This is a genomic window from uncultured Phascolarctobacterium sp., assembly GCF_905212365.1.
Classification (GTDB): Bacteria; Bacillota; Negativicutes; order Acidaminococcales; family Acidaminococcaceae; genus Phascolarctobacterium_A.
In genome coordinates this window covers 1-13,948 of record NZ_CAJMEH010000001.1, presented here as the reverse complement: position 1 = coordinate 13,948, position 13,948 = coordinate 1, and the positions used below count along the sequence as shown (strand labels likewise).

Genomic DNA, 13,948 nt, shown 5'->3' with positions numbered 1-13,948 from the left:
CCCAAAAGCAAAACGAATTTAACGCGAGCAACTCACGCTGATATTTTTAATTCGCTTGACAAGCTGCAATTCAATATTTTATGATAAAGTAAAATTATCATGTGAAAGAAGCGAGCTTTATGATTTTTGCAGCAATGATTCTTCTCGGCGCACTTTTAGGTTTTGCAGGCGCTGGCGGCGCAGGACTGACGATTACGCTTTTAACCGTCGGCTTCGGCATCCCCATCCACACCGCGCTGGGCGTGTCGCTATCCGCCATGTGCTTCACTATGCTGTCCGGCGCCATCAGTCACTTCCGCGAAGGCGATGTCATTATCAAAATAGGCATTACCACCGGCATTGCAGGTATGCTGGGCGCGACTTGCGGCGCGCAAGTCAGCGACGTTCTGCCTGCAAATATTTTGGCTTGCGCTACGGCGAGTATGCTGCTTTTATCTTCCGGTCTGGTTTACATTATTCTGTTCCGCAAAGAAATGCTGGACAGCTTCATTCAGCGCCACGCTTCCACGGCGCAGGGCGCGCGCTTTTATTATTACAGCCTGTCCATCGGTTTGATAACGGGCTTTTTATCGGGAGCGTTCGGCATCGGCGCGACGGCCTTTATCCAAATCAGCCTGATGCTGTTTTTCGGACTGTCGCTGTACCACGCCATCGGCACTACCATGCTCATCATTCTGCCCATTTCCGTCGCTGGCGGCCTGAGCTATTTATTCAACGGCCATCTAGATTTATTTATCTTTCTGCAGACGCTGGGAGGGCTCGCCCTCGGCGCTTACGGCGGCGCTAAGCTTACGCGCATGGCCTCGCCAAATACGCTGCGCTATATCGTCATCTGTATGCCGACCATCGGCGGACTGCTCTTATTATTTAAGCACTAAGAAAACCTCCGCTTAAAAAATTTAAAAAAACAGATAAATCCGTATAAAAAAGGGCGGCCGCATTAACGAAAATAAATCGTTCACTGCGGTCGCCCCATGTTTTTATTTTAGACAAACCAATTTTACTTTTATTCTTCTTCCTCAGGTTCTTCCTGCTGCGGCTCTTCAAGCTGCCCGTTCAGCACGTTACGCATCTCGTTGCTGATGTTTTCGCGGTTATCGGCCATGCCCTGCAAAGCGCTCTGTAAATTTTCGCCCAAATAAGCCAGCATATCGTCTGCATATTGCAGGGAATCGTGCTTCACCCGCAGCGCGTAATCGTCGGCGGCAGCCTTGGTCTCCTCCTGATAGCGCAGCGCGTTGTTTTTGATTTCTTCAGCCACAGCGTTAGCCTGCTTAACGATTTCCTCCTGCTGAATCTTGGCGTCGGCTTCAGCCTGAGCGGCGGCTACGATACGCGCAGCCTCGTCCTTAGCCTGCTGCACGATACGGTCGGCGTCGGCGTAAGCCCTGTTGACAATACTTTTCTGCTCCTCTAGCACCTGGGTAGCGCTTTTTATCTCGCGAGGAATCGCCTCTTTTAAATCCTCGATTAGATTAGCCAAATCGCTTTCATCCAGCAGAATTTTCTCCGTAAAAGGCACGCTCTTAGCTTCTGCAATCATATTATACAGTTCTTCAAAGAGTCTGTCCAAAGCTACGTTAGTATTATTGCGTTCAATCATTTCCGTCATCTCCGCACATCATTCAAACTTTTCACAAACATGCTTGCGCACGCGTTCTTCAATACATTCGGGCACCAAATCTTTCAGCTGCCCGCCAAAGGTTGCCAGCTCGCGCACACCGGAGGAGCTGACGAAGGAATATTTAGCGTTAGTCATAATAAACACCGTTTCCAAACGGCAGTCTATTTTTTTCAGCAGCAGCGCCCGCTGAAATTCATATTCAAAATCAGTAAAAGCCCGCAGGCCCCTGACGATGAAATGAGCCTCCTCCTTGCGGCAAAACTCGTTCAGCAAGCCGGAAAAGCAGGTCACGCGCACATTAGGAATATGCTTGGTCGCCTCCTCCAGCATTTCCACTCGCTCCTGCATGGAAAACATGGCCTTATCCTTACCGGGATTATGAAAGACGCTGATAATCAGCTCGTCAAACATAGCGCTCGCTCTTTCAAAAATATCTATATGCCCTTTAGTTACAGGGTCAAAACTACCTGGACAAACTGCTCTGCGCATAAGCCAGACCTCCTACATTATCTCTGGCTCTTGCCCAAGGCCAAAAGCCACCTAATTTGTCTCTTATCTATTCGACACAAATCGCTAATATCCTTTTTTATTTTAACAAACTATCAAGCTATTCGGCAAATATCTTCTGAAAAACCGTCAGCCCTGCCATAAAATAAAATCCACTTCCGTTTCGCCGTAACGGCTGCTGCGTACCAGCTCGCACCCGGGCGGCAGCGGCGGCAGCGGGTCGTGAGCGGAACGCTCCACAATCAAATAACCGCCCGCAGCCAAAAAAGGACTGCGCTCCAGCGCCGCGAAAATCTGCTGCACCCAGCCCTTATTATATGGAGGGTCGCAAAAGGCAAAATCAAAACGCTGCCCCTGCGCCGCCAGCCGTTCCGCAACCTGCGGCGCGCTGCCCTTGATAACCGTGCAGTCCGCCTCGGCGCGGCATTTGGCAATATTGCTTTTTACCAGGCGCAGCGATTCCTTGCTTTCGTCGATAAAGGTGATGGCCGCTGCGCCGCGGCTCCAGCTTTCCAGACCTAAATTGCCCGTCCCGGCGAATAAATCCAGCACCTGCGCGCCGATGATTTTGCTGCCGATAATATTAAAAAGCGATTCCTTAACGCGGTCCGCCGTGGGCCGCACGTCGTAAGTTTTGGGCACGGTCAGCGACAGCCCCCGCGCCCGACCGGTAATAATCCGCATACTTCCTCCCGTAAATAAATCTATAATTTTACATAACCAATCTTTTCTATAATTTCCTGACCCTGCTCGCCTTGCAGCCACTCTAAAAAGCGCGGCATGATGTTTGCACACAGCGATTAACAAGCAGCAGGCACTGCCAGAGCCGTGGTAAACATGGTATAATTAACATAATAATTCGTGAAAGGAGCGCCGCCATGAAAAAGCTGAAAAATATTTTCCTATTCTTATCGCTTTGCGCGCTCGCTTTTTATTTTGCTTTTTTCAGCCTGCCCTCCGCCCCGCCTCTAGCTGTGCCAAAAACGCAGCCGACCGACCGCGTGTTGCTGCTGCCCTTAGACAGCCGCCCCGTGTGCGGTCCCATGGTGCAAAAGCTGGGCCGCTTAGCCGCTATAGATGTAATTGTACCGCCAAAAGCCCTGATTGACAACTACCAACAGCCTGAGGCTAAAGAAAAACTTTTAGCCTGGCTGGAGGCTAACGCTCCCGCCTACCCCTACAGCATTGTTTCCGCCGACCTTTTGCTTCACGGCGGCCTGCTGCAAGCGCGGCAGCGCACCGCCGACGCACAGGAACAAGCGCAGCTGGCCGACGCACTGCAAGAGCTCCGGCGCCGCGGCCAAAGCCCGCAGACAATTTTCAGCGTTATTCCCCGCCTGCTGGTCAGCGACGAGCTGCTGCCCGACCGCTGGTACCAATACCATCTCATGCGTTATTCCCAGCTGCTGGACATGACGGAAATCAATAACGACCCTTACTTTACGCGCCAGCTTTTAGATTATCAAAAGCAGATACCGTCCCCCATTTTAGAAAAATATCTGAAGCTTTACGAGCAAAGCCAAAGCTTCAACAGCCTGCTGCTGGCTAAGCTCTGCGGCGATATATCGCCAAACGGCCTGCCCGCCGTCGTCATCGGCCAGGACGACGCTTCGCCCCTGGGCCTGCCCCACCGCAGCGCGCTGCGTTTGGAAAATCTTATCGAGCGGCGCGGCTGGCAAAATCAGGCCACGCTCACCTGCGGCGCGGACGAAATCGCCGCCCTGCTTGTAGCGCGCCGCTATTTGCAAAGCAGCGGCTGGCAGCCCAAAATCTATTTGCAGTACGCCGATCCGTCCGCGGAATTTAAATATATGCCCTATATGGCCGTCAGCGTCAACGCCGCTCTGCGCAATCAGGCGCAGCTGCTCGGCGCTCAACTAATCGATAATTTACAGGACGCCGACATAGCTTGCTATATTAACTGCGGCGACGAGGACAGCCGCCCCAGCGCGGCTCAGGTAGAAAATTTGCAAAACCTGCTGCACAGCGGCAAGCCCGTGGCCTTAATCGACGCCAGCGCTAATTTTGCCGCGGAAGAATTGCTGCTGCCCCGGCTTTTAGCTAACGATGTGCCGCTCAACCGTTTAGCGGCTTACGCCGGGTGGAACACCTTCAGCAATTCCTCCGGCACGGCGCTGGCCCAGGCCGTAATTGTCAGCGGCCGCTTGCGCCGGCTGCGCAGCGCCAATGCCGACGAACAGCAACTGCTCGCCCTTTATGCCGAAAACCTGCGCTTCACCGCTGAACGCATTCTGGAAGATTATTTTTACCAAAAGCTACTGCACCCCCAGCTGCGCCCCTATCTGGAAAGCTTCGGCGTTACGCCTACGGCCCTGACTGCGGAAAATAAGCCGCAGGTGGAAGCGCGTATTCAAGCGCGGCTCAGCCTGGACGCCTGGCTGCTGCTGCATCGTAATTTAGGACGCACGCCATTTTTTCAAGCGGAAAACGCCGCCTATTATCTGCGCGATTTGACCGTAGGTGCGCGCTTACCCTGGAACCGCATTTTTGAAGTTGATTTAAACGTCGATATGCGGATAGGCAGGAAGCCTATCGCTGATTAAACCCATATAAAACGGCGCATACCCTGAACCCAAGGATATGCGCCGTAAAATTTTATTCTGTTTTGCAAACACGCCGCTTACAGCAGGCCCACTTCCTTAACCTCGTCGATGCCGTGCTTTTTAGCGTAGCCGGTCAGCATCAAGGTCAGCGCGCCGTCGCCGGTTACGTTGCAGGCAGTGCCGAAGCTGTCCTGCAAAGCGAAAATAGTCAGCATCAATGCCGTGCCGGTAGCGTCAAAGCCCAGCACGCTGATGATTAAGCCCAAAGAAGCCATTACCGTACCGCCGGGTACGCCGGGCGCGCCGATAGCGAAAACGCCCAGCAGCAGGCAGAACAGCACCATCGTGCCCACGGTAGGCAGCGTGCCGTACAGCACCTGGGATACGACCATAACGAAGAACACTTCGGTCAGCACGCTGCCGCACAAATGGATGTTAGCAAACAGGGGAATGCCGAAATTTACCAAATCTTTGCGCAGCACGGTGGATTTCAGCGCGCATTTCAGCGCTACGGCCAGCGTAGCGGCGGAGGACATGGTGCCCACGGCGGTGATATAGGCCGGCCCGTAATGCTTGACCACGTTCATGGGATTAGCCCCAGCGTAAGCGCCTGCCAAAAGGTACAGCAGCGTCAGCCAAATATAGTGCCCCGCCATAACGATAAGCACAACGATGAGAAACACAGGCAGCTGCTTGGTAATCGCGCCCTCGTAAGCCAGACCGCAGAAGGTGCAGGCGATAAAAACCGGCAGAATAGCGATAACCACGCGGGTAACAATGGCCAAAACGATTTGCTGGAATTCCTCCAGGCATTTGATGATTGTTTCAGATTTAGTCCAGGCCGCAGCCAGACCAATCAGCACGGACAGCACCAAAGCGCTCATGACGCTCATGACCGGCGCAATCTTTAAATCAAAGAGCAGCTTGGGCAGCTCCTTGAGACCGTCTACAGTCGGCGTAATATTCAAAAAGGGTATCAGCGTATAGCCTGCCGCCGTAGAAAAGAAAGCCGCGCCAATGGAAGAAACGTAGGCGATGGTGATGGCGACACGCAGCATAACGCTGGCGTGCTGCCCCAGCCGCGTGATGGACGGGGCGATAAAGCCGATGATAATCAGCGGCACGCAGAAATTTATCAGCTGGCCCAAAAGGCTTTTGACCGTCAGAATCACCTGCATAACGCCTTCGCCCACGCTCAGGCCCACGCCCATGCCTAAAATTACGCCCAGCAGCAGGCGCATAGGCAGACTTCCTAAAATACTCATAAAAACACTCCCACTTCCTTAAAATAATATTAGCTGTAATTATAATAGCGTACACTAAATAAAATAGCAAGCAAAATTGTGAATTTTAGTTAAATTAAGGCAAAAAATTAAGCTTCTCCCCAGCAGGAGAAGCTTTGATACGCCGCAGGTATGCTCTTGTCAGCCGCGTGCAGCGTTCTTACGCTTCGGGCTCGTACACGGCCAGCGCCTCCAAAGCCAGAGCATAACCGGCAAAGCCCAGGCCGCAAATCTGCCCGATGCAGCCTGCTACCGTTACGGAATGATGGCGGAATTCCTCGCGCTGGTGAATATTGCTGATATGCACCTCGATGGCCGGAAGATTAACGGCCTTCAGCGCGTCCAGAATCGCCACGCTGTAGTGAGTGAAGGCGGCGGGGTTGATGACAATGCCGTCGAAAGCGCCGTAAGCTTTTTGAATGGCGGTAACGATGTCGCCCTCATAATTGCTTTGCAAAAGTTCTACTTCCACGCCTAATTTAGCCGCCGCCGAGCGGATGTAGGCGCACAGGCTGTCGTAGTCGCGGCGGCCGTAAATAGCCTTTTCCCTGGTGCCCAGCATATTGATATTGGGCCCGTTTAATACTAAAATTCTTCGCATATTATCCCTCGCTTATTCTGCGATTTCTTTAGCATACTGCGCTAAAAGCGCCAGCGTTTTGCCGAAGTCGCCGTTATTTTCAATAATTTTATCCGCGTGACGGCGGTAAAGAGCGATGCGCTCGTCGTACAGCGTGTACAGGCGCTGCTTATCGTCGGCCAGCAGAGGCCGCGCGTCGCCTTCGATGCAGCCGATAATTTTATCCGGCTGCCGGTCTAAAAACAGCACTACGCCCTGCCGCTTGAGCAGCTCCATATTCTGCGGCCGCTTGACCGCGCCGCCGCCCGTGGCGATAACGACGCCCTGCAGCTGTGCCAGATAGGCCAGCGTGCGGGTTTCCGCCTCGCGAAAGGCGTCCTCGCTTTCTGCAAAAAAGCTTTTGATGGTGCGCTGCTCCCGCTGTTCCAACACTTCGTCAGCGTCGAAAAATTCGCGGTCCAAGCGCTTGGCCAGCCGCTTGCCCAAAGTGCTTTTGCCGCAGCCGGGCATCCCGATTAAAATAATATTTTTCATAGCTGTTGCTCCAGCTCCCGCATGATGCGCACGATTAAACCGCTGTCATAACTTTCGTCCTGCCAGATTTCTTGCGCCGCCACTGCCTGCGCCACCAGCATGAATAAGCCGTTGACCGCCTTATGCCCCGCCGCCTGTGCCTGCTGCAAAAACAAGGTTTGCGCCGGATTGTAGATTAAATCCACGCTGGCGCCGAAAGCCGCGCTGATTTCCGCATCTACGGGCGACGCCGCAATTTTGGGGTACATACCCACCGGCGTACAGTTGACCAGCAAATCGCCCTGCAAAGCGCGCAGCTCTTCGTAATTCACAAACTGCGCCATGGGCGCGATTTCCAAAAAATGTCCGTCGGCCTTGCTGACGTCGCGGGTAACTAAATACAGCATGCTCACGCCCTGGTCTGCCAAATATTTGACTACTGCCCGCGCCGCTCCGCCCGTGCCCAGCACTGCGGCAGTACGGCCTGCCAGCTCAATTTCATTATAAGCCAGCATGCGCCCGAAGCCGAAATAATCCGTGTTATAGCCCAACGCAACGCCATCGGTAAATTTGATGGTATTGACTGCGCCGATGGCCGCAGCCTCCGGCGCAATTTTATCCAGCAGCGGCATAACGTGCAGCTTATGAGGAATGGTCACATTGCAGCCCGCATAAGCGCGGCACAGCTCCTGCAGCCGCTGCGGCAAATCCTCCAGCTCCGTTTCCAGCAAATTATACTGGCCGCTGCGCCCCGTATAAGCGAAAAACAGCTGGTGAATCTGCGGCGACAGGCTGTGCCCCAGCTTGCCGCCTAAAAGTCCGTATAGCTTTTCCATTTTTATTTCTTCTTTTCGTAAGCGCGGTAATTGCCCAAAATCTTTAAGTAAGTACTCTTGGCCTTGACCTCTTCCATCACGTCCGCCACCAACGGGTCGGACAAATTGCCCGTTACGTCGATATAGAAAAAGTATTCCCAGGATTTGCTGCCCATGGGCCGCGATTCTAGGTTCATCAGGTTTAGACCAGTATGGTAAAAGCTGGCCAGCATTTTGTACAAAGAGCCGGTTTCATGCTTCACGGCTACAATCAGCGTAATTTTATTGGCGTGAGGAATGATTTCCGGCTTGCGGGCGATAATCACGAAGCGGGTGTAATTATTGCTGTTGCTGTTGATGGCCGGGGCGATAATCTGCAAATTATACATATCGGCCGCCGCCTTGCCCGCTACTGCGCCCAGGGTAATATCCTGCTTTTCCGCCACCTCTTCGGCGCTTTTGCTGGTGCTGAAATAGGGCACCTGCTCCATGTCGGGGTAATCGCGGAAGAAATCCTTGCACTGTTTAAAGCCTTGGGGATGGGAATAAACCGTCTTGATGCTTTGCAGCGTCGCGCCGGCGCAGCCCAAAAGATTTTGCTCGATTTTCACGCACTGCTCGCCCACGATGCTGCAATCGTAATGGCGCAGCAGGTCATAAACCTCGGTGATGCCGCCGGTGGAACTGTTTTCGATGGGCAGCACGGCGTAATCCATGGAGCCGTCGGAAATGCTGCTGATGACCTCTTCAAAGGTATTGTAATGATGGCGATTGTATTTGCGTCCGCGGAAATATTCGTCCAGCGCCTGATGGGTGAAGGAGCCGGCGGGGCCGAAGCAGGCCACCTCGAAGGTGCGGTCGCTGGCTTCGCTCATGGCCGTTTCTTCCAAAACGCAGGCCTGGTCGATGATGCCGCGCATAATATTTTTCACGGCGATAGAATAATCCTTGTTTTCCAAAAGACCGGCAACCTTAGCGATAACCTTGGCTTCGCGATTTTTATCCTTTACGGGCATACCCTTGGATTTTTTATAAGCCGCCACCTGCATTACTAATTGCAGGCGCTGCTCCAGCACCTCGGCCAGCTGCTGGTCGGCCTTGTCTATTTCCTTGCGGATGAGTTCTAAATCAAGCTCCTGCATTTTATTTCTCCCATTTCTTTGCTTCCAATATTAAGTCCCACAGGTTCCAGGCCACAACCGCTTCGATAACCGGTACGGCGCGCTGCACAATGCAGGGGTCGTGACGCCCAACGATGGTCAGCGTCGTATCGCTTTTTTCTTTCAGGCTCACCGTGCGCTGCTGGCGCGAAATGGACGGCGTGGGCTTGAGCGCGGCCCGCAGCACCAAAGGCATGCCATTGGTAATGCCGCCGGTCACGCCGCCGTTATGATTGGTCAGCGCGCGCACCTGGCCGCCGTCGTAATGCAGCTCGTCGTTGGCCTCAGCTCCCGTCAAACCTGCGAAGCCGAAGCCATCGCCAAACTCCACGCCCTTCACCGCAGGCACGGAAAACAAGCCGTGGCTTAAACGGCTTTCCACCGAATCGAAATAAGGCGCGCCTACGCCCGCAGGCAGATGCAGCGACATGGCCTCCACTACGCCGCCAACGCTGTTTAAATCTCCCTTGGCCTGCAAAATACGCCGCTGCATTTTTTCTCCGGCAGCGTCGTCCAGCACGGGGAAGGCTTTAGCCTGCAAGGCCAGCAGCTCCGCGTCCGTCATGCCCATAGGGTCGAAGGCCGCATCCTCGATATCGCTGATGCGCAGGATATGCGCGCCCACAAGTACGCCGTACTGGGCCAAGGCCTGCTTAGCCACCGCGCCGGCAAAAACCAATGGCGCAGTCAAGCGTCCGCTGAAATGGCCGCCGCCGCGATAATCGTTAAAGCCCTGATAGCGCACGTGCCCTGCGTAATCCGCGTGGCCGGGGCGCATTTTATCCTGCAAAATGCTGTAATCCTTAGAATGCTGGTCGCTGTTGGCAATGCGAGCGCACAAGGGCGTGCCCGTAGTAAAGCCGTTGAAAAAACCGCTCTGGATTTCCACTGCGTCGCTTTCCTTGCGCGCCGTGGTCAGCGCGCTTTGACCGGGAGCACGGCGAGCCATTTCCTTAGCTATCGCTTCTTCATCCAGCGCCAGTCCCGGCGGCAGGCCGTCCAGCACCACGCCGATGGAGCGGCCGTGGGATTCGCCGTAAATGCTCATTTTGATATTCATGCCAAAAACGCCGCTCATGCCAGCACCTCAATCTTTCCGCCCAAAGCGCAGTAATCGGTCCAGAAAGTCGGATAGGATTTGCTGACGCTGCCCGCGCCGTGCAGCACGATGGGCAGGCGACAGCGTTGGGCCGCAATGGCCAGGCTCATAGCGATGCGGTGGTCGTTCCAGGCGTCCACATCCACGCCGCCAATCAGGCCGCTGGGCTGCCCGTAAACGGTCAAGCCCTCGTCCTCCTCCACAATCTGCGCGCCCATTTTACTAAGCTCGCTGGTCATAGCCGCCAAGCGGTCGCATTCCTTAATACGCAGCCGCGCCGCGTTGATAATTTTAGTAATGCCCTCGCTGACCGCAGCCGCAGCCGTCAGTACGGGAATAATATCGGGACAGTTGGCCGCGTCGATAACCGTAGCCTGAGTTACGCCGCCACTCACGGTAACGGCGTTTTCGCCGCAAGCAATGTTTGCTCCCATGCGCTCCATAATTCCCACCACGGCCTTATCGCCCTGCAGCGAAGCGAAATCCACGCCGCTGCATACCACCTCGCTGCCCAGGCTGCCGCCTGCCAGCCAAAAGGCCGCCTGGGACCAGTCGCCCTCCACTCGGCTGTTCTGCGCCCGGTAGCGCTGCTTGCCCGACATCAGATAGCGGCGGTGCGCGCCGTTTTCGTTGTTTACGCTGACACCGTACTTAGCAAGGCATTGCAGCGTCATATCCACATACGCCGCCGATTCCAGCGGCGAAGTAATTTCAATCACCGAATCGCCGTCCAATAAGGGCAGCGCAAACAGCAGCCCGCTGACAAACTGGCTGCTGACATTGCCCGGCAGCTTAAAAATCCCCGGACGCAGACGGCCGTTGACCGTCAAAGGCAAATTGCCGCCGTCCGTAAAATATTGAATAAGCTGCTCGTCAAAAATATCGTAATAAGCCTGCAAAGGGCGGGATACCAGCTTGCCGTGGCCCATAAAGGTCAGCGGACAGTTCAGCGTCGCGCCCAAAGGAATGAAAAACCGCAGGGTGGAGCCGCTTTCGCCGCAGTCCACAGAATCTGCCGCCGCTGCGGGGCGTCCCGTGCCGGTAATCTGCAAGGCCTTGCGCCCCGGCAGCATGCTGGGAATTTCGTCCACGGCCACGTCCAGCGCCTTCAAGCAGCGCATGGTAGCCTCGATATCCTTGGACATACTGATATTGTCCACGATACTCGTGCCTGCCGCCAGACCGGCGCAGATTATTTCCCGGTGCCCCATGCTTTTGGAGGAGGGAGCCTGCACCGTGCCCTGCAATTTTGCAGGATATATTTTTACTGTAGCGTCTTGCGTTAATTTGTTCAAATCCATGTGCTTTACCTTTATCCTAAATATTCCGGCACTTGCTGCCATTCCAGCTTACGCAGCGTGCCCTCGCCGATAGCCTTGAGTACGATAAGCGTAATGCTGCTGCCGTTTTTCTTTTTATCACGCGCCATGGCGTCCAGCAGCAGGCTTTTATCCACGCCCGCAGTCAGCGGCAAGCCGTATTGCAGCAGTACGCTCTTAATGCGCTCCGCCGTTCCCGGCGCTGTCAGGCCCATGGCTTCCGTGCGCTGGGTCAGCTGGTACATGCCGATAGCCACGCCCTCGCCGTGCGTAAATTGACTGTAGCCAAAGTGCTGCTCAATAGCGTGGCCCAAGGTGTGGCCGAAGTTCAGCAGCATCCGCAGGCCCGTATCAAATTCGTCCTGCTCCACAATGCGCGCTTTGATAGCGCAGCAGCTGGCCACTACGCTGCCGATATCGCGCAAAAGCTCCGCGTCATCGGCAAAGCCCGCCAATTTTTCAAACAGCGCCGCGTCCTTAATACAGCCATACTTAATGGCTTCCGCCAAACCGTCGTGCAAGAAGCGCACCGGCAGCGTCGCCAGCAAATCCGTATCGATAAACACAGCCTTAGGCTGATAAAATGCGCCAGCTAAATTCTTGCCCGCCTGCAAATCCACGGCTACCTTACCGCCCACGCTGCTGTCAATCTGCGCCAGCAAAGAGGTGGGAACCTGCACAAAGGCCACGCCGCGCATATAACTGGCAGCCGCAAAGCCGCCCAAATCGCCGACCACGCCGCCGCCCAGCGTTACTACCACGTCGCTGCGGGTCAGGCCGCCTTCAGCCAGCTCTTCCAAAACCCGGCTCAGCACCGTAATATTTTTGCTCTGCTCGCCTGCGGGAAAAACAATCTGCAGCACAGCAAGCCCTGCCTGCCGCAAGCTTTCGGCTAGCGCTGCGGCATACAGCGGCGCTACGTTGCTGTCGCTGATAATCGCTGCCTTGCGGGCCTTGGGCAGCAGCGCCGCCACCTTAGCGCCCACGCTGGGCAGCAGCCCCGCCGCGATTTCGATATCGTAAGCGTGAGGGCCTAAGTCCACATGAATTTTCTGCATCAATAAAGCTCCTTTCGGCGAGCAGCCGCAGTCCGCATTAAAGCTTTCAGCGTTTCGCCGTCGCCTGCGCGCAAGGCGTTGCGCCACAGCTCCAGCTGCTCCATATATTTATCGATTTCGTCGGCTACCTTTTCCTTATTCGCCAGGAAAAGGCTGCACCACAGCTCCGGGTTGATGTCCGCAACGCGGGTGCCGTCGCGGAAGCTTCCGGCTACGAAGTACCTGGTTTTTTCGTTATAAGACGAGCTGTCCATTAAAGCCACCGCCGTCACATGGGGCAAATTGCTGGTGAAGGCAATCGTGCGGTCGTGCTCCTCCGGCGTTACGCGCACCGTGCGCGCGCAGCCCAGCGCCAAAGCGAACTGCTCCAGCCAGGCCACGGCCTGCGGCGTATTGCCTGCTTCCGGCACGACGATATAATTAGCGTTATGGAAAATAGCCGCGTCCGCCATAGCCAAGCCGCTGCTCTGCCGTCCGGCCATCGGGTGTCCGCTGATAAATTCCATGCCGGGCAGCAACGCCTCCTGCACCCGGCGAATCATATCGCCCTTGATGCCGGCCACGTCGGTTATCAGCACATGAGGCGACAAAAACTGCACGTTGCTTTTAATGAAGCCTGCGATAGCCTCGGGATAAATAGCGCAAATCAGCACGTCGGCCTGTGCCAGCTCAGGGCCTGCCTCCGTCAGCGCCTCGTCGATAATTCCCAGCTCAACTGCCTGCCGCAGCACTACAGGATTACGCTCCACGCCGATGATGCGCTTGGCCTGCAATTGGCGCAGCGCCTTAGCGTAAGATCCGCCAATCAACCCCAGGCCTACGACGGCAAAGGTCAGCTCCTGCCATTGGGTACTTCTAAAACCAGCTTCCAACAAAATCACTCCTAAAAAATTCCAAACTACTATACTGCGAAAAATTTTACTCCATTGCCCACTCCCTCCGCCTCACATTCGTTCGGCACCTCCCTCAACGAGGGAGGACAAGAAAATAAGCTTAATCTAATTTTGTGCCCCCTCCTTGAGGGGGCTGGCATTTTGCTTGCAAAATGTCTGGGGGAGTTTTATTTTTACATTTCCCTGCCGACAATGCGGGCAATTCCCTTTAAATCCTGCATCAAGCGTGCGAAGCGTTCCGGCTTCAAAGATTGTGCGCCGTCGCACAGCGCGCATTCCGGATTGTTATGTACCTCGATGAGCAAGCCGTCGGCTCCTACCGCTACGGCAGCCTTTGCCAAGGGCTCTACCATCCACCACATACCGGCGGCATGGCTGGGATCCACTACTACCGGCAGATGGCTGAGCTTTTTCACAGCGGGAATCGCGCTCAAGTCCAGCGTATTGCGGGTGTAGGTTTCAAAAGTACGGATGCCGCGCTCACACAAAATTACATTTTCATTGCCGCCCGCCCTAATGTATTCGGCGGACAT

Annotated in this window: 14 protein-coding genes and 1 pseudogene; 2 read left to right on the top strand and 13 right to left on the bottom strand. The window is 54.8% G+C overall.

Going from position 1 to position 13,948, the window contains the following annotated elements:
* Positions 1 to 119: 119 nt before the first annotated feature.
* On the top strand, positions 120 to 878 hold the full coding sequence (locus tag QZ105_RS00075) for a sulfite exporter TauE/SafE family protein (protein WP_293727805.1): 759 nt from the start codon (positions 120 to 122) through the stop codon (positions 876 to 878).
* Positions 879 to 1,006: 128 nt separating this feature from the next.
* Here the strand turns inward: QZ105_RS00075 and QZ105_RS00070 are convergent, their stop codons facing one another.
* The 3 genes from QZ105_RS00070 to rsmD all read right to left on the bottom strand — a co-directional run bounded on the left by QZ105_RS00070 (position 1,007) and on the right by rsmD (position 2,815).
* The gene (locus QZ105_RS00070; protein WP_293727804.1) at positions 1,007 to 1,603 is read right to left on the bottom strand and encodes a hypothetical protein; all 597 of its coding nucleotides are present in this window, start codon (positions 1,601 to 1,603) and stop codon (positions 1,007 to 1,009) included.
* Between the two features lie 18 nt (positions 1,604 to 1,621).
* Positions 1,622 to 2,113, bottom strand: coding sequence for a pantetheine-phosphate adenylyltransferase (gene coaD / locus QZ105_RS00065; protein WP_293727803.1), 492 nt, complete (start codon positions 2,111 to 2,113; stop codon positions 1,622 to 1,624).
* Positions 2,114 to 2,260: 147 nt separating this feature from the next.
* Complete coding sequence (gene rsmD / locus QZ105_RS00060) at positions 2,261 to 2,815, bottom strand: 16S rRNA (guanine(966)-N(2))-methyltransferase RsmD (protein ID WP_293727802.1); 555 nt, start codon at positions 2,813 to 2,815, stop codon at positions 2,261 to 2,263.
* A 194-nt stretch (positions 2,816 to 3,009) separates the two neighbouring features.
* Here rsmD and QZ105_RS00055 point away from each other — a divergent pair, with 194 nt between their 5' ends.
* On the top strand, positions 3,010 to 4,695 hold the full coding sequence (locus QZ105_RS00055; RefSeq protein WP_293727801.1) for a DUF4127 family protein: 1,686 nt from the start codon (positions 3,010 to 3,012) through the stop codon (positions 4,693 to 4,695).
* 77 nt (positions 4,696 to 4,772) lie between these two features.
* Here the strand turns inward: QZ105_RS00055 and QZ105_RS00050 are convergent, their stop codons facing one another.
* From QZ105_RS00050 to QZ105_RS00005, 10 genes and pseudogenes are all read right to left on the bottom strand, one after another.
* Positions 4,773 to 5,960 (bottom strand): dicarboxylate/amino acid:cation symporter, encoded by a 1,188-nt coding sequence (locus tag QZ105_RS00050; protein WP_293727800.1) that lies wholly within the window; start codon positions 5,958 to 5,960, stop codon positions 4,773 to 4,775.
* A 178-nt stretch (positions 5,961 to 6,138) separates the two neighbouring features.
* Positions 6,139 to 6,579 carry a type II 3-dehydroquinate dehydratase gene (gene aroQ, locus QZ105_RS00045; RefSeq protein ID WP_293727799.1) on the bottom strand — a complete coding sequence of 147 codons (441 nt, stop codon included), beginning with the start codon at positions 6,577 to 6,579 and terminating at the stop codon, positions 6,139 to 6,141.
* 12 nt (positions 6,580 to 6,591) lie between these two features.
* Complete coding sequence (locus QZ105_RS00040; protein ID WP_293727798.1) at positions 6,592 to 7,092, bottom strand: shikimate kinase; 501 nt, start codon at positions 7,090 to 7,092, stop codon at positions 6,592 to 6,594.
* Positions 7,089 to 7,907: a shikimate dehydrogenase gene (aroE, locus tag QZ105_RS00035; protein ID WP_293727797.1), complete on the bottom strand. Its 819-nt coding sequence runs from the start codon at positions 7,905 to 7,907 to the stop codon at positions 7,089 to 7,091. Before aroE ends, QZ105_RS00040 begins: the two co-directional genes overlap by 4 nt.
* A 2-nt stretch (positions 7,908 to 7,909) precedes the next feature.
* On the bottom strand, positions 7,910 to 9,028 hold the full coding sequence (pheA, locus tag QZ105_RS00030; protein WP_293727796.1) for a prephenate dehydratase: 1,119 nt from the start codon (positions 9,026 to 9,028) through the stop codon (positions 7,910 to 7,912).
* A gap of 1 nt (position 9,029) precedes the next feature.
* Positions 9,030 to 10,124, bottom strand: a complete 1,095-nt coding sequence (gene aroC, locus QZ105_RS00025) for a chorismate synthase (protein ID WP_293727795.1) — start codon at positions 10,122 to 10,124, stop codon at positions 9,030 to 9,032.
* Complete coding sequence (gene aroA, locus QZ105_RS00020; protein WP_293727794.1) at positions 10,121 to 11,446, bottom strand: 3-phosphoshikimate 1-carboxyvinyltransferase; 1,326 nt, start codon at positions 11,444 to 11,446, stop codon at positions 10,121 to 10,123. Before aroA ends, aroC begins: the two co-directional genes overlap by 4 nt.
* An 11-nt stretch (positions 11,447 to 11,457) precedes the next feature.
* Positions 11,458 to 12,522 (bottom strand): 3-dehydroquinate synthase, encoded by a 1,065-nt coding sequence (aroB, locus tag QZ105_RS00015; RefSeq protein WP_293727793.1) that lies wholly within the window; start codon positions 12,520 to 12,522, stop codon positions 11,458 to 11,460.
* Positions 12,522 to 13,394 (bottom strand): prephenate dehydrogenase, encoded by an 873-nt coding sequence (locus tag QZ105_RS00010; protein WP_293727792.1) that lies wholly within the window; start codon positions 13,392 to 13,394, stop codon positions 12,522 to 12,524. The genes aroB and QZ105_RS00010 overlap by 1 nt, the downstream gene beginning before the upstream one ends.
* Before the next feature lie 194 nt (positions 13,395 to 13,588).
* A pseudogene (locus tag QZ105_RS00005) lies at positions 13,589 to 13,948 on the bottom strand (3-deoxy-7-phosphoheptulonate synthase); the annotation flags it as partial.